The 15,392-nt window shown below is 68.5% G+C and carries 15 protein-coding genes; 2 read left to right on the top strand and 13 right to left on the bottom strand.

Annotated features, from left to right (window positions below; genetic code table 11):
* Position 1: 1 nt before the first annotated feature.
* From CHB86_RS10755 to CHB86_RS10740, 4 genes are all read right to left on the bottom strand, one after another.
* The gene (locus CHB86_RS10755) at positions 2-643 is read right to left on the bottom strand and encodes a protein-L-isoaspartate(D-aspartate) O-methyltransferase (RefSeq protein WP_089233030.1); all 642 of its coding nucleotides are present in this window, start codon (positions 641-643) and stop codon (positions 2-4) included.
* A complete protein-coding gene (gene surE, locus CHB86_RS10750) occupies positions 640-1,428 on the bottom strand; it encodes a 5'/3'-nucleotidase SurE (protein ID WP_089233029.1) in 789 nt (262 codons plus the stop codon). Before surE ends, CHB86_RS10755 begins: the two co-directional genes overlap by 4 nt.
* Before the next feature lie 319 nt (positions 1,429-1,747).
* Positions 1,748-2,407, bottom strand: a complete 660-nt coding sequence (locus CHB86_RS10745; RefSeq protein WP_089233106.1) for an SDR family NAD(P)-dependent oxidoreductase — start codon at positions 2,405-2,407, stop codon at positions 1,748-1,750.
* A 47-nt stretch (positions 2,408-2,454) separates the two neighbouring features.
* Positions 2,455-2,706, bottom strand: coding sequence for a hypothetical protein (locus tag CHB86_RS10740; RefSeq protein ID WP_089233028.1), 252 nt, complete (start codon positions 2,704-2,706; stop codon positions 2,455-2,457).
* A gap of 370 nt (positions 2,707-3,076) precedes the next feature.
* On the opposite strand from CHB86_RS10740, the gene CHB86_RS10735 reads away from it, so the two are divergent.
* Complete coding sequence (locus CHB86_RS10735; RefSeq protein WP_089233027.1) at positions 3,077-4,900, top strand: SLC13 family permease; 1,824 nt, start codon at positions 3,077-3,079, stop codon at positions 4,898-4,900.
* Between the two features lie 101 nt (positions 4,901-5,001).
* Here CHB86_RS10735 and CHB86_RS10730 read toward each other — a convergent pair whose 3' ends face one another.
* The 6 genes from CHB86_RS10730 to CHB86_RS10705 all read right to left on the bottom strand — a co-directional run bounded on the left by CHB86_RS10730 (position 5,002) and on the right by CHB86_RS10705 (position 11,021).
* Positions 5,002-5,649: a DUF1236 domain-containing protein gene (locus CHB86_RS10730; RefSeq protein ID WP_089233026.1), complete on the bottom strand. Its 648-nt coding sequence runs from the start codon at positions 5,647-5,649 to the stop codon at positions 5,002-5,004.
* Between the two features lie 358 nt (positions 5,650-6,007).
* A complete protein-coding gene (gene purF, locus CHB86_RS10725) occupies positions 6,008-7,495 on the bottom strand; it encodes an amidophosphoribosyltransferase (RefSeq protein ID WP_089233025.1) in 1,488 nt (495 codons plus the stop codon).
* Between the two features lie 192 nt (positions 7,496-7,687).
* Positions 7,688-8,290, bottom strand: a complete 603-nt coding sequence (locus tag CHB86_RS10720; protein WP_089233024.1) for a CvpA family protein — start codon at positions 8,288-8,290, stop codon at positions 7,688-7,690.
* A 43-nt stretch (positions 8,291-8,333) separates the two neighbouring features.
* A complete protein-coding gene (gene radA, locus CHB86_RS10715; protein ID WP_089233023.1) occupies positions 8,334-9,698 on the bottom strand; it encodes a DNA repair protein RadA in 1,365 nt (454 codons plus the stop codon).
* A 14-nt stretch (positions 9,699-9,712) separates the two neighbouring features.
* Complete coding sequence (locus CHB86_RS10710; RefSeq protein WP_089233022.1) at positions 9,713-10,168, bottom strand: paraquat-inducible protein A; 456 nt, start codon at positions 10,166-10,168, stop codon at positions 9,713-9,715.
* A 73-nt stretch (positions 10,169-10,241) separates the two neighbouring features.
* The gene (locus CHB86_RS10705) at positions 10,242-11,021 is read right to left on the bottom strand and encodes an SDR family oxidoreductase (protein ID WP_089233021.1); all 780 of its coding nucleotides are present in this window, start codon (positions 11,019-11,021) and stop codon (positions 10,242-10,244) included.
* A gap of 186 nt (positions 11,022-11,207) precedes the next feature.
* Here CHB86_RS10705 and CHB86_RS10700 point away from each other — a divergent pair, with 186 nt between their 5' ends.
* Positions 11,208-12,242, top strand: a complete 1,035-nt coding sequence (locus tag CHB86_RS10700; protein ID WP_089233020.1) for a Hint domain-containing protein — start codon at positions 11,208-11,210, stop codon at positions 12,240-12,242.
* Positions 12,243-12,288: 46 nt separating this feature from the next.
* Here CHB86_RS10700 and CHB86_RS10695 read toward each other — a convergent pair whose 3' ends face one another.
* The 3 genes from CHB86_RS10695 to CHB86_RS10690 form a co-directional block, all read right to left on the bottom strand.
* The gene (locus tag CHB86_RS10695) at positions 12,289-12,918 is read right to left on the bottom strand and encodes a ParA family protein (RefSeq protein ID WP_089233019.1); all 630 of its coding nucleotides are present in this window, start codon (positions 12,916-12,918) and stop codon (positions 12,289-12,291) included.
* A gap of 460 nt (positions 12,919-13,378) precedes the next feature.
* On the bottom strand, positions 13,379-13,540 hold the full coding sequence (locus CHB86_RS24615) for a hypothetical protein (protein WP_176442839.1): 162 nt from the start codon (positions 13,538-13,540) through the stop codon (positions 13,379-13,381).
* A gap of 278 nt (positions 13,541-13,818) precedes the next feature.
* A complete protein-coding gene (locus CHB86_RS10690; RefSeq protein WP_089233018.1) occupies positions 13,819-15,306 on the bottom strand; it encodes an LVIVD repeat-containing protein in 1,488 nt (495 codons plus the stop codon).
* Positions 15,307-15,392 lie beyond the last annotated feature (86 nt).

Here is a 15,392-nt window from a genome sequence, read left to right as displayed (position 1 = left end):
CTCATTCCCGCCCCAGCCCTTCAAGAAGCGGCACGAAACGCACCGGGCAGAGCTCGTCATATTCATACCCGTCCTCCGTCCGGCGCACGCGAATGAGCGTCTGGACAGCGTCGGACTGGCCTACGGGCAATACCATGATACCGCCGATGCGCAACTGCGCCAAGAGCGGCCCGGGCGGATCCTCGGCGGCAGCGGTGACGATGATCTTGTCGAACGGCGCGTGGTCCGGCAAGCCGTGGCTGCCGTCGGCCAGGAAGGTGATGATATTGGTCAGGTCGAGGGTCTCGAACACGGCCTCGGCCTGGTCGATCAGCCGCTTGAAGCGCTCCACCGTGTAGACCCGTCGCGCCAGCAGCGACAGGATCGCGGCCTGGTAGCCCGAGCCGGTGCCCAGCTCCAGCACCTTGTCGCGCGGCGTCACCTCCAGCGCCTGGGTCATCAGGCCGACGATCGAGGGCTGGCTGATGGTCTGGCCGCAGGCGATCGGCAGCGGCGTGTCGTCATAGGCCCGGTCGGAAAAGAGCCCCTGCACGAAAAGACCGCGGTCGATCGTCTCCATCGCCGTCAGCACGCGCTTGTCGGTCACCCCCTTGGAGCGCAGGGCGAACAGCAGCCGCATCTTCTGTTCCGCGGTCCAGCTCATTCCAGCGCCGCCTTCAGGGCCTCGATCCGGTCATGCGCGGTCAGGTCGGCCCGCATCGGCGTGACGGCGATATAGCCGTCCAGATTGGCCTGCACGTCGGTGCCGGGGCCTGTCTCCACGTCCTGCGGACCTCCCCGCACCCAGAGGAACCGCCGCCCCGAGGGGGCCTTGGTCGGCTCGACGGTGAACCGCACGCCGGGCCGCATCCCCTGAATGGCGACCCGCCTGCCCCGGACCTCGGCGGCGGGCACGGCGGGGAAGTTGACGTTGTAGAAGGTGCGGTAGCCGCCGTTGCTGCCCCAGTCGCCGCGCTCGAGCAGGTCGCGCACCAGCGCCGCGCCATGCACCGCCGCCGCCTCGAACTGGTTCTCGAGGCCGACGTTGCCGGGGCCGTAGAATTGCGACAGGGCGATCGCCGGCAGCCCTTGCAGGGCAGCCTCCATGGCGCCGCCGATGGTGCCGGAATAGAGCGCATTCTCGCCCGCGTTGTTGCCGCGGTTGACGCCGGACAACACCACGTCGGGCGGCGCGTCCTTCATGACATCGTGCAGTCCCGCCATCACGCAGTCGGCCGGGCTGCCCTCGGCCGCGTAGCGCCGCTCGCCCATCTTGGCGATCATCGTCGGGTGGGTGTAGCTGATGCAATGGCCCACCCCGGATTGCTCGAAGGCGGGGGCCACGGTCCAGACTTCGCCCTGCGGGCCGGCCACCGCCTCGGCAATCGCCTCGAGCACGCTCAGGCCGGCGGCGTTGATCCCGTCGTCATTGGTGATGAGAATGCGCATGCCCGGCCCCTTGTCTTCCTGCCCTGCTTAGCCCCGCCCCGACGGGGGAGCAAGCACCCCGGCGGCTCCGACAGGGGATCGCGGCGCCGCAACCCCGGTCAGAGAGCCTCCCGACCGGCCATTCCGGGCCGACCGGCGGCCTTCGGACGGCGCGCGCGTGAGCGCGCGCCACGCCCAACCGGGCAAGGCGCGCCAGCGTCGCGCCCGGGCGGGAGCCCTCCCGCCCGCCGTCACCACATCAGGGATGTGTCTCCGCCGGTTGGGCTGGGCCGCGCGCAAGCGCGCGGCAGGCAGGCCCGGCGGCCAGCGCCCTTCGACCTCACTCCGCCCCGGTCTCGGCCAGCAGGCCCGCCAGCCGTGCCCCTTCGTCCAGCACGCCGGAAAGCTTGCTGCGGTCCTCGCCCGGGAAGAAGCGGCCGCGCAGTGCCGTCGGCACCGGTTGCGGCTGCAGGATCACCACCCGCGGCCCGGTCCGCTGCGTCTCCGCCTGCCAGGACCGCGCCAGCGCCATCTGCGCCGCCTTGGTGGCCCCGTAATTGCCGAAGAACGCCTGCCCGGCCCGGTCGTCGTCAAGGAACACCGCCCGCGCTCCGGGCCGCGCCATCAGCAGCGGCGAAACATATTCGATCAGCCGCCGCACCGCATCCACGTTGACCGCGAGCGAGGCGTCCCACCGCTTGGCGTCGATCATGTTCGTGGGCGTCAACGCGGCGGCATGGATCGCCGTATGCACCCACAGGTCGACCCCGCCCCAGCGGTCGTGGACCGAGCGGCAGAGGTGCTGCATCGCCCCGTCGTCGGTGATGTCGAGCGGCGCCAGCGTCGCCTCGCCGCCCCTGGCCTTGATGCGGTCGTCAAGCTCCTCCAGCCCGCCCACGGTGCGGGCGACGGCGAGGACATGATAGTCAGGCGCGAGCGCCTCGGCGATGGCGGCACCGAGGCCGCGGGAAGCGCCGGTCACGAGGGCAAGTCTTGTCATGCGCGCTGAGTGCACCTTTGCGGCCACCGAGGTCAAGCGGTTGCCTGTCAGCCCGACGGCATTTCCAGCTTCCGCGTTCCCGATCCCGACTGCAGGATCAGTTCCGAGGCGCCGATTCCGACGATGGTCGCACCGCCGATCCGCTGTCCCGGCTGCACCCGCACGATCCGGCCGGACGACTGGCGCAGCAGCGCACGGCGATCGGTTTCGGTGCCGAACACACCGATCAGGGCCAGCTGGTTGAGGCTGATCTCGTTCTTTCGGGTCGCCGCCGAGGCAACCAGCGCATTGTCAGACATCGGCATCTCCTTGCATCGCTTTCCCACGCGCTCACCCGACGGCGGATCATCCGGCCGCGCGGCAGAATCGGTGGCAATGCGAACGTGAATCACTGGGCCCGGTGGCGCCCTGCGGCGCCCGCCCCGGGCGAACGTCGGCGGGCTATCACCCCGGCGTGGAAGGGGGAAGTCACGCAAGCGTGTGATCGGCGCGCCTCGGCCGATTGCCGCGCACCGCGGCCGGGGGCGCGCGCGGCCGGCCCCGGACGGGCGCAATCGTCACGGCCCGAGCATCTGGCGCCGCCGCCTGCGAGGTGCTTAACTCCGCCTCAAGGCGTGGCCGGCAGGGGCGCGCCCGGGAACGGCACGACACGCCTCTGGGAGACGATCCATGCCCAACGACGCAAGCGGCGACGCAACCTTCGTGTTCTACCTGATCGGGCTGACCGCGATCCTGATGGCCTCGAGCAAGGTCCGCTACGACCTGATCGCGCTCTTCGTGCTGGTCACGCTCGCGCTCAGCGGCATCCTGACCCCGACCGAGGCGGTCTCGGGCTTCGGCGCCACGATCATCATCATGGTCGCGGGCCTCTTCGTGGTCGGCGAGATGCTCGACCGCACCGGCGTCGCCCGAACCGTGGGCGACATGATCCTCAAGCAGGGCAAGGGCGACGAGGTCCGCCTCATGATCCCGCTCTGCGTCGGCGCGGCGCTGCTCGGCTCGGTGATGTCCTCGACCGCCGTGGTGGCGATCTTCATCCCGATCGTGATGCGTATCGCCCGCGACACCGGGATCAACGCCGCCCGCCTGCTGATGCCGATGTCCTTCGGCGCCCTGCTCTCCGGCATGCTCACCCTGATCGGCACACCGGGCAACCTCGCCGTCTCCGACGCCCTGCGCGACGCCACCGGCCAGCCACTCGGCTTCTTCAGCTTCTCCGTGATCGGCCTGATCGTGCTCGCCGGAACGGTGCTCTTCTTCGCCTTCGTCGGCCGTCACCTCCTCGGGCCGCTAATGGCCGACGGCTCAGACCGCCCGCGCCGCGCCGACCGCTCCTTCGCCGAACTCTACCACATCCACGGGCTGGACCGGGTCGAGGTGCTGCGCGTCGAGCAGGCCTTCACCGGCTCCGCCGCCCGCGAGGTCGAACGCAACGCGCCCCGTATCCTCGCCCGCCGCCGCCGCGGCCCGCGCGGCAACCCGCACACGGCGCTCTACTCCCCCGGCATGGACTTCCAGCAGGGCGACCTGATCGTGGTCACCGGCTCCGACGCCCAGATCGCCGCCTTCTCCGGCCTGCCGGGGATCGAACCGGTGCAATCCTTCTTCAACGACATGAACACCTGGATCGACACGCTCGGCATCCTCGAGGTGATGGTCCATCCCGAAGCCAAGATCCGCGGCCGCAGCATCACCGAGCTGGAGTTCCGCTCCCGCTACGGGCTCGAGGTGATCAACGTGCTGCGCGGCACCAAGCCGCTCGAGGAGATGGAGACCACGCCGCTCAAGGCCGGCGACCGTCTTCTCGTCACCGGCAAATGGACCCGGCTGGACGCGATCAACAGCACCGGCCGCGATTTCGTGATCATCGAGGAACCGGCCGAACGGGCGCAATCCGTGCCCAATTCCAACAAGCTCTGGATCGCGCTGATCATCCTCTTCGCGATGATCGCGGTCTCGATCGGCGGCATGTCGATCACCATCGCGGTGATCCTCGCCGCCGTCGCCGCCGTGATGACCGGCACCATCTCGACCAACCAGGCCTACGGCTCGATCCGGCTCGAGACCCTGGTGCTGATCGCCGGGATGCTGCCGCTGGCGCAGGCGCTCGACAAGACCGGCGGCACCCAGATCATCGTCCAGAACCTGCTCTCCATGGCCGGGGAGGAAAGCCCCCGCGCGGTCATGTTCGCCCTGTTCTTCATGACCATGGCGCTGAGCTGGATCCTGTCGAACACCGCGACGCTGGTGCTGGTCGCCCCGATCGCGGTCAACGCGGCGCTGGAGATGGGCGTCTCGCCGATGCCCATGGCAATCGCGGTGCTGATCGCGGGCTCCGCGGGCTTCGCCTCGCCGGTCTCCAGCCCCGTCGTGACCCTGGTCGTCGGGCCCGGCAACTACACCTTCGTCGATTTCCTGAAATGCGGCCTGCCGCTCACCCTGCTGGTGATGGCGACGACGCTCTTCGTGATCCCGCTGGTGTTTCCCTTCTGACCCGTGCCGGCGGCTCGCCACTGGCAGGAACCGCCCCCGCCCGGATGGCGGGAGCGGCACATGGAATGGCCGTATCGGCGTGTGCTGCCTGAATGCAGGGCTTAGCGCACGATGTAGGTGATGCGGCGGTCCGACGGCTCCACCAGCACCGGCAGGCCATTCACGTTGGCGTAGCGCAGGTCGCTGTCCGGGATATCGACCAGCGCGACCTCACCGGGCAGGCCGGCACCCACCACGACCTCGCCATCCAGATAGACCGGCTCGACCGGGTGGTTGACCACATAGGTCTCGACATGGGCGCCCGGGTCGCTCGCGGCGCCGACGCCGGCCCCCGCGAGACCGCCCACCGCGGCCCCGACCGGCCCGCCGACCACGGCACCGACCATGGCCCCGACCGTGCCGGTGGCGATCGCCGTCTCGGCGGTCGTGTCCTCGACGCGGATCACCGGAACCGGCACGCTTTCGGGCACGGCGGTCAGCGCGGCGATCTCGTCACCGACATTGACCGAGAGATAGTCGCCATAGGCCCAGCCGGTCTTGCCGTCGAGCACGACCTCGCACCAGTTGGCTTCTTCCAGACAGCCGTTCACCGCCACGTTCTGCTGCGCGGGGATGACCGAAATCACCTCGGCCGCCGGCCCCGGCGCGGCGCGCAGATTGAGGTCCGTCGTGGCGGTCGCAGACGTCGCGGCCTGGGCGGCAGCGGTCGAAAGGGCAACGGCGGTCATGGATACCAGAAGGGTTTTCATGGGTCTTTCCTCTTTCATTCGAGCCCGTCGCCGCGGAAACGATCGCGTGCCGCCTCCGCGTCGGGCTTCGGGGAATGAACACCGCCGCCCGGCTCCAGTTCCCGCCCGGGCGAACCCGGCCCGGCGAAACTCGGCAAAGCCTCGCCTGCCGGTCGGCAGGTTCCCTCCGAACCCACGCTGAAAGAGATTTGTCACAGGAAAGCAACAGGCTGGAGCGACGCCCTGAAGCACGGCATGACGCACCCGCACTGGCGAGTCCGGCAGCCTCAAGGGCGCGCGAACCCGACGGTTCCAGCGCCGCTGTGTTCCGGGAAGGCATGGGCCAGCCGCTCCGCCGGGGCACCGCCCCGGCCGCGTTTCACTCGGCCGCGGTCTTGAGCTGGAAGCCCCGCTCCAGCATGTCCGACGGCGCCACCGGGTACTCGCCGGAGAAGCAGGCGTCGCAATAGCGCGGGCATTTCGGGTCGCGCCCGTTCGCCTCGCCCACCGCGCGGTAGAGACCGTCGAGCGAGATGAACTTCAGGCTGTCAACCGCCAGGTGGTCGCGCATCTCGTCCTCGGACATCGTCGCCGCCAGCAGCTTTTCCCGCTGCGGCGTGTCGACACCGTAGAAACAGGGCCAGGCGGTCGGCGGCGAGGCGATGCGGAAATGCACCTCGGCCGCACCGGCATCGAGGATCATCTCCTTGATCTTGCGGCTGGTGGTGCCGCGCACCACGCTGTCGTCCACGAGGATCACCCGCTTGCCGGCGATCAGCGCGCGGTTCACGTTGAGCTTGAGCCGCACGCCCATGTTCCGGATCTGCTCGGTGGGCTCGATGAAGGTCCGGCCCATGTACTGGTTGCGCACGATCCCCATCGCATAGGGAATGCCGCTTTCCTGGCTGAAACCGATCGCCGCCGGGGTGCCGCTGTCGGGCACCGGGCAGACCAGATCGGCCTCCACCGGCGCTTCACGGGCCAGCTCCACGCCGATCTGGCGGCGCGTCTCGTAGACCGACCGGCCGCCGAGCGTGGAATCGGGGCGCGAGAAATAGACATGTTCGAAGATGCAGAAGCGCGGCTCGCGGGCTTCGAAGGGGCGATGGCTCTTGACCCCGGCATCGGCCGAGATCACCACCATTTCGCCCGGCTCGATCTCGCGCACGAATTCGGCGCCGATGATGTCCAGCGCGCAGGTCTCGGACGACAGCACCCAGGCGCCGCCAAGCCGGCCCAGCACCAGCGGCCGCACACCCAGCGGATCGCGCACGCCGATCAGCTTGCTCCGGGTCATGGCGACGATGGAGAACGCCCCCTCGACCCGGCGAAGCGCGTCCTTCATCCGCTCGGGGATGTCGCGTTGCAGCGAGCGGGCCATCAGGTGGATGATGCATTCGCTGTCGCTGTTGGACTGGAAGATCGAGCCGCGCTCGATCAGCTCGCGGCGCAGCGCCTCGGCGTTGGTGATGTTGCCGTTATGGGCAATCGCCGCCCCGCCCATCGAGAACTCGCCGAAGAACGGCTGCACGTCGCGGATCTCGGTGCGGCCCTTGGAGCCGGCGGTGGAATAGCGCACATGCCCGATGCCGAGATCGCCCGGCAGCGTGTCCATCAGCGTGGCGGAGGTGAAGTTGTCCCGCACGTAGCCGAAGCGCCGGGCCGAGTGGAACCCCGTGCCATGGTTGTGGGTGACGATGCCCCCGGCCTCCTGCCCGCGGTGCTGCAACGCGTGCAGGCCGAGGGCGACAAAGTTGGCCGCATCCGCGGCGCCGATGACACCGAAGACGCCGCATTCCTCGCGGAGCTTGTCGTCGTCGAACGGGTGGGCATAAAACGGCTGGGACGTTTCAAGCGCGGCAGGCATATGGCAGAGGGCTCCGAATCCGGGCTGTGAGCGGCGAGGCCTGTTTACGGTGTTGCACCCCGGGTGTCATCCCTTTGTCACGATGACGCGCCCCCGAACGACCGCCGCGCCCCGCCCTGCCTCGCAAAGCCCCATCCCTGCACGAAAAAGGGCGCCCGGAGGCGCCCAATCCTGTCTCTCGCGGCTCTGCCTTCAGTTGGCGGGCGGCGTTTCGGGCGCGATCACGCCCGCGGCCTCGGGCCCGCAGGAGCTCTCGATCAGCGATTCGAACTTGTCGGTCAGCCAGGCCAGCGCGGTTTCCTGGTCGGCGATCTCGCCGCTCACCCGCTGCTGCATCGAGGCGAAGACCTGCGCCGAGCGGCTCTGGTCGACGACCTCGACCCCCTCCTGGCCCACGGCGAAATCGTAGACGACCAGCGCGATCACCACGAGCAGCATCCCGCGCAGCACGCCGAACAGGAAGCCGAGGCCCTGGTCGATGGCATTGAGCGCCGAGCGCTGCACGATCGAGGAAAACAGCGGCGTGAACAGCGCAAAGACCACGAGCGCCAGCGCGAAGACGCCGGCGAAGGCCGCGATGGTCGAGGCCGTGCAATTGTCGAGGAAGTCGCGCACCACGGGGATCTCGCTGACCAGCGGTTCCGCCTGCGGCGCAAAGATATAGGCCAGCACGGCTGCGGCCACCCAGCCGGCGATCGCCAGCGCCTCGCGCACGAAGCCGCGCGAATAGGCGAGGATCGCCGAGAACACGATGATGACCGCGACGCCCGCGTCGACGATGGTGAAGCCTTCCATTCGCTTGCCTTCCTGCCCCGGACCCTTGGTATCCTGGCGCCTCTTACCCTGCGCCGAACATCTCACCGACAAATGCGGTCAGGTCTGCGACCGACCGCACGGAAACGCCTTCAGGGGCCGATCCTGTCGACCTTTCCGGAAGCGCCGCTTGCGAGAAACCAAGTTTCTGCGCCTCTTTCAACCTGTTTTCTGTCTGGCTGACCGGCCTTAATGCGCCACTGAGACTTATTTCCCCAAAGACGACCATGTCGGAGGGCAAAGCAACATCTTCCCGCGCCGAAAGCAGGGCCGCCGCAACCGCCAGGTCCGCCGCCGGCTCGCTGACCCGCATTCCGCCGGCCACGTTCAGGTAGACGTCGAGCCCCGCAAACGGGATGCCGCAGCGCGATTCCAGCACCGCCAGGATCATCGCCAGCCGCCCGCTGTCCCAACCGACGACCGTGCGCCGGGCCTGCGAATGCGGGCTCGGGGCGACCAGCGCCTGGAACTCCACCAGCACCGGCCGGGTGCCCTCGATGCCTGCGAACACCACCGCGCCCGGCGCGCGGGATTCGCGATCCGACAGGAACAGCGCCGAGGGGTTGGTCACCTCGCGCAGCCCGCCGCCGGTCATCTCGAAGACGCCGATCTCGTCCGCCGGGCCGAAGCGGTTCTTCACAGCCCGCAGGATCCGGAACTGGTGGCCCCGCTCGCCCTCGAAGTAGAGCACCGTGTCGACCATGTGTTCCACCACCCGTGGCCCCGCGATCTGGCCCTCCTTGGTGACATGACCCACCAGGATCACCGCCGTGCCCCGCCGCTTGGCAAAGCTCACCAGCTCATGGGCGGCGGAACGGACCTGGCTCACCGAGCCGGGCGCGGCCTCCACGTTGTCGGCCCACATGGTCTGGATCGAATCGATGATGGCAAGGTCCGGCCGCTCTGCATCGAGCGTCGTCAGGATGTCCCGCAGGTTGGTTTCGGCGGCCAGCCGCACCGGCGCCTGCCCGAGCCCCAGCCGCTGCGCCCGCATCCGCACCTGGGCGCTCGCCTCCTCGCCCGAGACATAGACACAAGAGAGCCCGGCTTCGGCAAATTTCGCCGTTGCCTGCAACAACAGCGTCGACTTGCCGATCCCCGGATCGCCGCCGACCAGCAGCGCCGAGGCCGGCACCAGCCCGCCGCCCAGCACCCGGTCGAGCTCTTCCATGCCCGAGCCGGTGCGCGCCGGCGGCGCCTCCTCGGTCGCCAGGTCCATCAGCGCCACCGCCCGGCCCTTGCTCCCTCCCAGCGTCTTCTTCGCCGGCCCGGTGGCCAGCGGCGCCTCTTCCTGGATCGAGTTCCACGCGCCGCAGGCGTCGCAGCGGCCGGACCAGCGCGGGTGGGTGGCGCCGCATTCGGCGCAAACGAAGGTGGGGGATTTTGCCATGGCGCAGGGATGCCCTACTGCTCGGCCTTCGGCAAGCGGGCGCGACGCTCCGTCAGCGCGCCGATCACCAGCGAGGCGAGAATGCAGGCGGTGAAGAGATAGAGCCCCCAGGCCGTCTCCACCCGCCCGAGCCCCATGCCCTTGGCGATCACGATGTAGAGCGCGATCAGGAACACGTCGGCCATCGCCAGCCGCCCCAGCACCTCCAGCGCCGGCAACAGCCGCCGCCGCGCAATGCGGAAATGGATCAGCGCCAGCCCGATCGTCTTGAGATACGGGGCAAAGAGCGCAAACAGCGTGACCAGCAACGCCAGCGCCACGTCGCTCTGCCACAAGGCCTGCAGCCCCGAGATCACCGAGATCTCGCTCATCCCGAAAAGCGGCAGCAGCCCGGCCCGCATCAACGGCGCGAACCAGGCGACCGGATAGAGCAGGAGCAGCGAGAGGTTGGCGTATTTCAGCGCATTCATGGCTCGGGCCTTGCAAGGGCCCGGAGCGTGAAATACAGCCCCGAACCCGCTGTTATCTAACCTTTTCAGGGCATCACAGCGTGGAGTTGATCGCCCCGCCGTCGAGCAGGATGTTCTGCCCCACGATAAAGCCCGCCTGCTGCGAACACAGGAAGGCGCACATCGCGCCAAACTCCTCGGCGGTGCCGTAGCGGCGCGCCGGGATCGTCGCCTGGCGCTGTTCCCTCGCCTCGTCGAGGCTGATGCCAGTTTGCTGCGCGACCCCGGTGTCAAGGCTCACCGCGCGATCTGTGGCATGGATGCCGGGCAGCATGTTGTTGATGGTGACCCCGTGCTGGGCGACCTGCCGCGCCGTGCCTGCGACGAATCCCGTCAGACCGGCCCTCGCCGAGTTCGACAGGCCCAGCACCGGGATCGGCGCCTTGACGGAGCCGGAGGTGATGTTGACCACCCTGCCCCAGCCGGCCTCGATCATCCCCGGCAGCTGCGACTGCATCAGCGCGATCGGCGCCAGCATGTTTGCATCGAGCGCCTTGATGAAATCCTCGCGGTCCCAATCCGACCACATGCCCGGCGGCGGCCCGCCGGCATTGGTCACGAGGATGTCGACCTGTCCCGCCGCCTCCAGCACGGAGGCACGCCCGTCGGTCCGCGTCACATCCGCCGCGACGGCGGTCACCGACACGCCATGCGCCGCGCGGATCGCCTCCGCCGTCTCCTCCAGCGCCTCGGCGCCGCGTGCGTTCAGCACCAGGTCCACGCCCGCCGCCGCCAGCGCCTCGGCGCAGCCGCGCCCGAGTCCCTTCGACGATGCCGTCACCAGCGCTCTCTTCCCCGCGATCCCCAGATCCATGCCGCTCTCCCTTGAAGTCTGTCCTGCGCATGCGGCCGGCCACGCCGGCTCCGCTCGCCGAAACCTGCCCTGTGGCCGCCGTCGCCGCAAGCCCGCGCGCGCATCGAGTGCCGCGGCGGTCCGATTGACGCCCTGCTGCCCCGGCGGTATCGCAGGGAACGCCCCCTCACTCCGGACAGCGCGCCGATGACACCGAGCCTCGATCCCGATTATGCCTGCCACGTCCTTCCCGGCGCGGCCTTCCGGGTCATCGCCGGCGCCAACCTCGGCGATCCGCTGCTGGGGACCGAGGAGCTCTGCCCCGGCGACGTCTACCGCCTCGACACCGACGCGCAGGCCCTCCAGCTCGCCATCTCGGACAGGCAGAGCGCCGGCGGGCGGGTTCTTTCCCCCGACACCGAGGGCCAGCGTGTCGCCTCCGGCACCGAGGTCGCGCGGCCCGGCGCCGCGCTCCGGCTGGCGGCGCGGCTGACCTTTCTCGGCCGCGAAGGCCACAAGGTCGACCTGCTGCTGATCGAGCTGACCGACGGCGACGGCACCGAACGGGTCGCCCTGCCGCTCGATCCGGTGGAACCGGGCCAGGGCCACACGCTGATCGGCGTCGACACCGCCCCCGCCCCGGTGCGTCTCGCCGACATCACCGCTGTCGCCTTTGGCCAGGGCACGCGGATCACTCTCGCGGACGGCCGGCAGGCCGCAGTGGAAACGCTCCGCCCCGGCGATCGGCTGCTGACCCGCGATCACGGCCCCCAACCCCTGCGCAGCGTCCTGCGGCGCACCGTACGCACCGTCGGCCCGCATGCCCCGGTGGTGATCCCCGCCGGCACGCTCGGCAACGCGGGCGACCTGATCCTCGGCCAGCAGCAGCGGATCTTCGTCTACCAGCGCGGCGACGATCGGCTGACGGAAACGGCGGAAATGCTGGTCAAGGCGCATTACCTCGTCGATGACGAACGGATCTTCCTGCGGCCCGGCGGCTACGGGGATTTCTTCGCGCTGGTGCTGGACCGGCACGAGGTGATCTATGCCGAATGCATCCCGGTCGAGAGCCTCGAGATCAGCCACCGCACCCTCGCCGCCTTGCCCGAAGACATCGCGCGCGAGGTCGGCGACGAACTGCCGGGGCTCGACCACCGCCCCCATGTCGGCACCGAGGCCGACCGCCGCGCGGCGGAGCTGGCGCGCGAGAGACTGCTCCGCGAACGGCAAAACCGGCGCTAAACAGGATTAACTTCAATTGGTTACGGTGATTTTCTCGAGCGGCGCGTCAGCTTGTGGTGAGTGACCGGATCACCGGATCCCATTGCGCGCGCATCGGCCGGTAGGCTGCCTGCGGCTTGTCGAAGATCGACAGCCCCTCCTCGGCCAGATCTCCATAGGCCACCCGCTCCGAGATCCGCGCCAGGGGCTCCTGCCCGAGCTTCCTGAAGAACCGGTCGAGCTGATCGTTGGCGCGTCCGCGGCTCCGGACCCGGTTCGCCAGCAACTCGATCCGCACCTTGCCCTTGCGGACCCGCTTGATGTCCTGCAGGTCGCGCAGGAAGCGCTTTGTGCTGTCGGCGTCGAAGAACGAGGGCATCACCGGGCAGATCACCGCCTTGGCCTCCGCGACCAGTTGCTCGCTGCCCTCGTCGCGCAGCGCGCCCGGCGCGTCGATCACGACCCAGTCGAGCCCCTTCGGCGCCTCACCGAGAGCCCGCGACGAGGTCCAGTCGAGATGGGTGATCTCGGTCGCGTCCTTGGGCCGGCGCTTCAGCCAGCGCGTGGTGGATTTCTGCAGGTCGGCATCGGCCAGCGCCACCTTCCAGCCCCCGTCCGCCAGCGCGGTCGCGAGCGTGATCGCGGTGGTCGTCTTGCCGCATCCGCCCTTTCGGTTGGCGATCAGGATTGCCTTCAACTGCTCGTCCTCCGGTTCGGGGTGTCGTTCGTTTGCGGGAGTTCTCCCTGCTTCCTGCACGCGCCGACATCGGACCGGCCACACGGCAGCGCCGAGGGCTGCAGGGGCACGTTTATACGAATTGGCCGGGGGAACAACCGAAGGTCATGGCATTGGGGGGATTTGACCGGTTTCGGCGGTCGAAACGTCCGAAACTCCGGTCGTTTCGGCGCGATGTCCGGGTAAAACCGGCCGTGCCCCTGATCCGGGAGTGGATAGCTTGGGAAATGGTCTCACTTTCGGGCGTTTCGACCATCGAAAGCGACCGAAAGCTGCGGAAATCTCCGCTTCCCGCCCACAAGGCCATCGGCCGGGGACCGGAACGACAAAGGGCAGGCGCGGTTGCCTGCCCTTCAGGTGCGTGCGGTGGTCTTTCGTCCCTGCGGCGCGGGGATCGCGCCGGATACAGCGGGCATTCGGCTCACACGCCGTAGACGGCGTTGCGGGCGATCGTGCGGGCGTTGTCACGGTCGATGCAGAGGTCGCGGGCCATCGTGTTGGACATCGTGCGCAGCTCGCGGAGGGTGCGGGCGTAGCGGGCGCGTTTGCCGAGCATCGTGCGGGCATTCTGGAACAGGGTCATTGTTGTCTCCTTGCGTTCTGATCTGTGTTTCGTCGCTTTCGACACCCCCGATATGCGCCTCTTGTTAGCGCTAAACAACGGACAGTTCAGAGACCCCGTCATGCGGATTCTGCAAGAATTGCAAGGGGGGGAAGAGCCCTATGCGCAGGGTGCATGCAGGGCCCCGCGCGCTTAGCCGAAATCGTTGGAAGGGCGGCGCGCCGGGTGGCCGCATCCGCCCAAGCGAAAAGGGCCGCCCGGATCGGGCGGCCCTCCCGCGATGCGGTGCCGGATGGCAATCAGACGTAGATCCCCAGATCCGCGAGATCGAGCGCGATCACGTAGGAATGGGACGCGCCGCCGAAATCGAGGTCCTCGCCATCGCAGGCGCCCCAGGCGCTCGCCGTGACGAGTTCGAGTCCACCGTCTCCGTCAGGCTGCCAGGTCTCGGCTGTGGTATGGACCGCGACGGCGATGATGCCATCGTCATCCGTATCGGCCGCGGCCAGCTCGCTCATCGTGAAGTCGAACACCAGGTCGTCCGTGGCCTGCGCTTCCTCGAAGTCGAACTGGCCAACCTTCGGGTTGCCCTTCTTGTTGACCGGGAAGCCGCTGACGTCACCGGTCGCGGTGTCGATATTGCCGAGGTGCAGCTTGGCCTCCGCGATGGTCCAGCCGTCCTGCCCGGTGACCGCGATCCGCAGCCCGTCCGGCGTGTTGGAGAAGGTCACGTCGCCCGCGTCGCCGACGAAGTCCTTGTCCCGGAACAGGTCGCAGACCACGTCGTCGGCCACGTCGAACACCGCCAGCCCGCCCTGGTCACCCGTGTAGATGGCCGTGGTGTAGGCGAAGCCGTTCTCGACCTCCACGGAGCCGGCACGGCCCGGGAGGAAGGCTTCCGGGAAGCGGAAGCCCGCATCCACGTTCGGATCGATCAGCACGGCCGGATTCGCCGGATCGGTGATGTCATAGATGTAGAGACCGGTGTTCGACACCATGTAGAGCCGATCCCCCACCACATCGAGCCCCGGCGCGCCGAAGCCCGTGGGGCCGGCATCCGGAATGCTGTCGAAATCCGCCACCACCGGGGCGTAGGCATCGCTGACGTCGATGGTCAGCAGCCCGCCCACGAGGTTTTGCGGGCCATGCGACCCGCGGGCCCAGTAGACGTAATCACCCGCGACCTCGAACTCGCCCACCCAGGTACCGTAGCTCTCTTGCGGCGTGAACAGCGAGGAGAGGCGCACCGGGGCGTTCTCGTTGGAGATATCGACGATGTCGAAATACGGGCCACCGTTCGCGGTGCTCAGGTAGGCCAGGTCACCGACCACGTCGACGAAGCCGCCGTGCCGGGCGCCGCTGGCGTCGTAGATGCCGACAGGCGGGCTCGCGAATGTGCCGAGATCGTAGACCTGCATCTCGCGGCCAGGCGTGTAGGCATAGGCCACGAAGCCGTAGGCGTCGTCCTCGGTGTCGAAGCTCTCGACATAGGCCCCATCCCGGCGCGACGAAACGAAGGTGGGGTTGGTCGGGTCGGAGATGTCGAGCTTCACCAGTCCGTAGGCGTCGTACGACAGGTAGAGATAGTCACTTACCGCATCGATGTCCTTGATCTCGTTGGGGCCGAGCCGATAGCTGCCCACAACCACCGGGTTGGTCGGATCGCTCACATCGAAGACCTGAAGCGTGCCATCGAAGCCGCCGACGTAGGCGTAATCTCCCTTGAGTTCAATGTTGTTGGCGTAGCCCGGAGACGGGGTCCAGCCAATCAGTCCGAAGCTTGTCATGGTATCCCCTCCTGTTTTCGCTCCGTCGCTCCATGGCCGAATGGGCCGTAGATCGGGATCCGACGCCAGGAGGCCGGAACAGGGAC

It is taken from the genome of Tropicimonas sediminicola (assembly GCF_900188335.1).
Classification (GTDB): Bacteria; Pseudomonadota; Alphaproteobacteria; order Rhodobacterales; family Rhodobacteraceae; genus Tropicimonas; species Tropicimonas sediminicola.
Note: the sequence above shows the minus strand (reverse complement) of the source record. Positions and strands in the feature narration are given on the sequence as shown.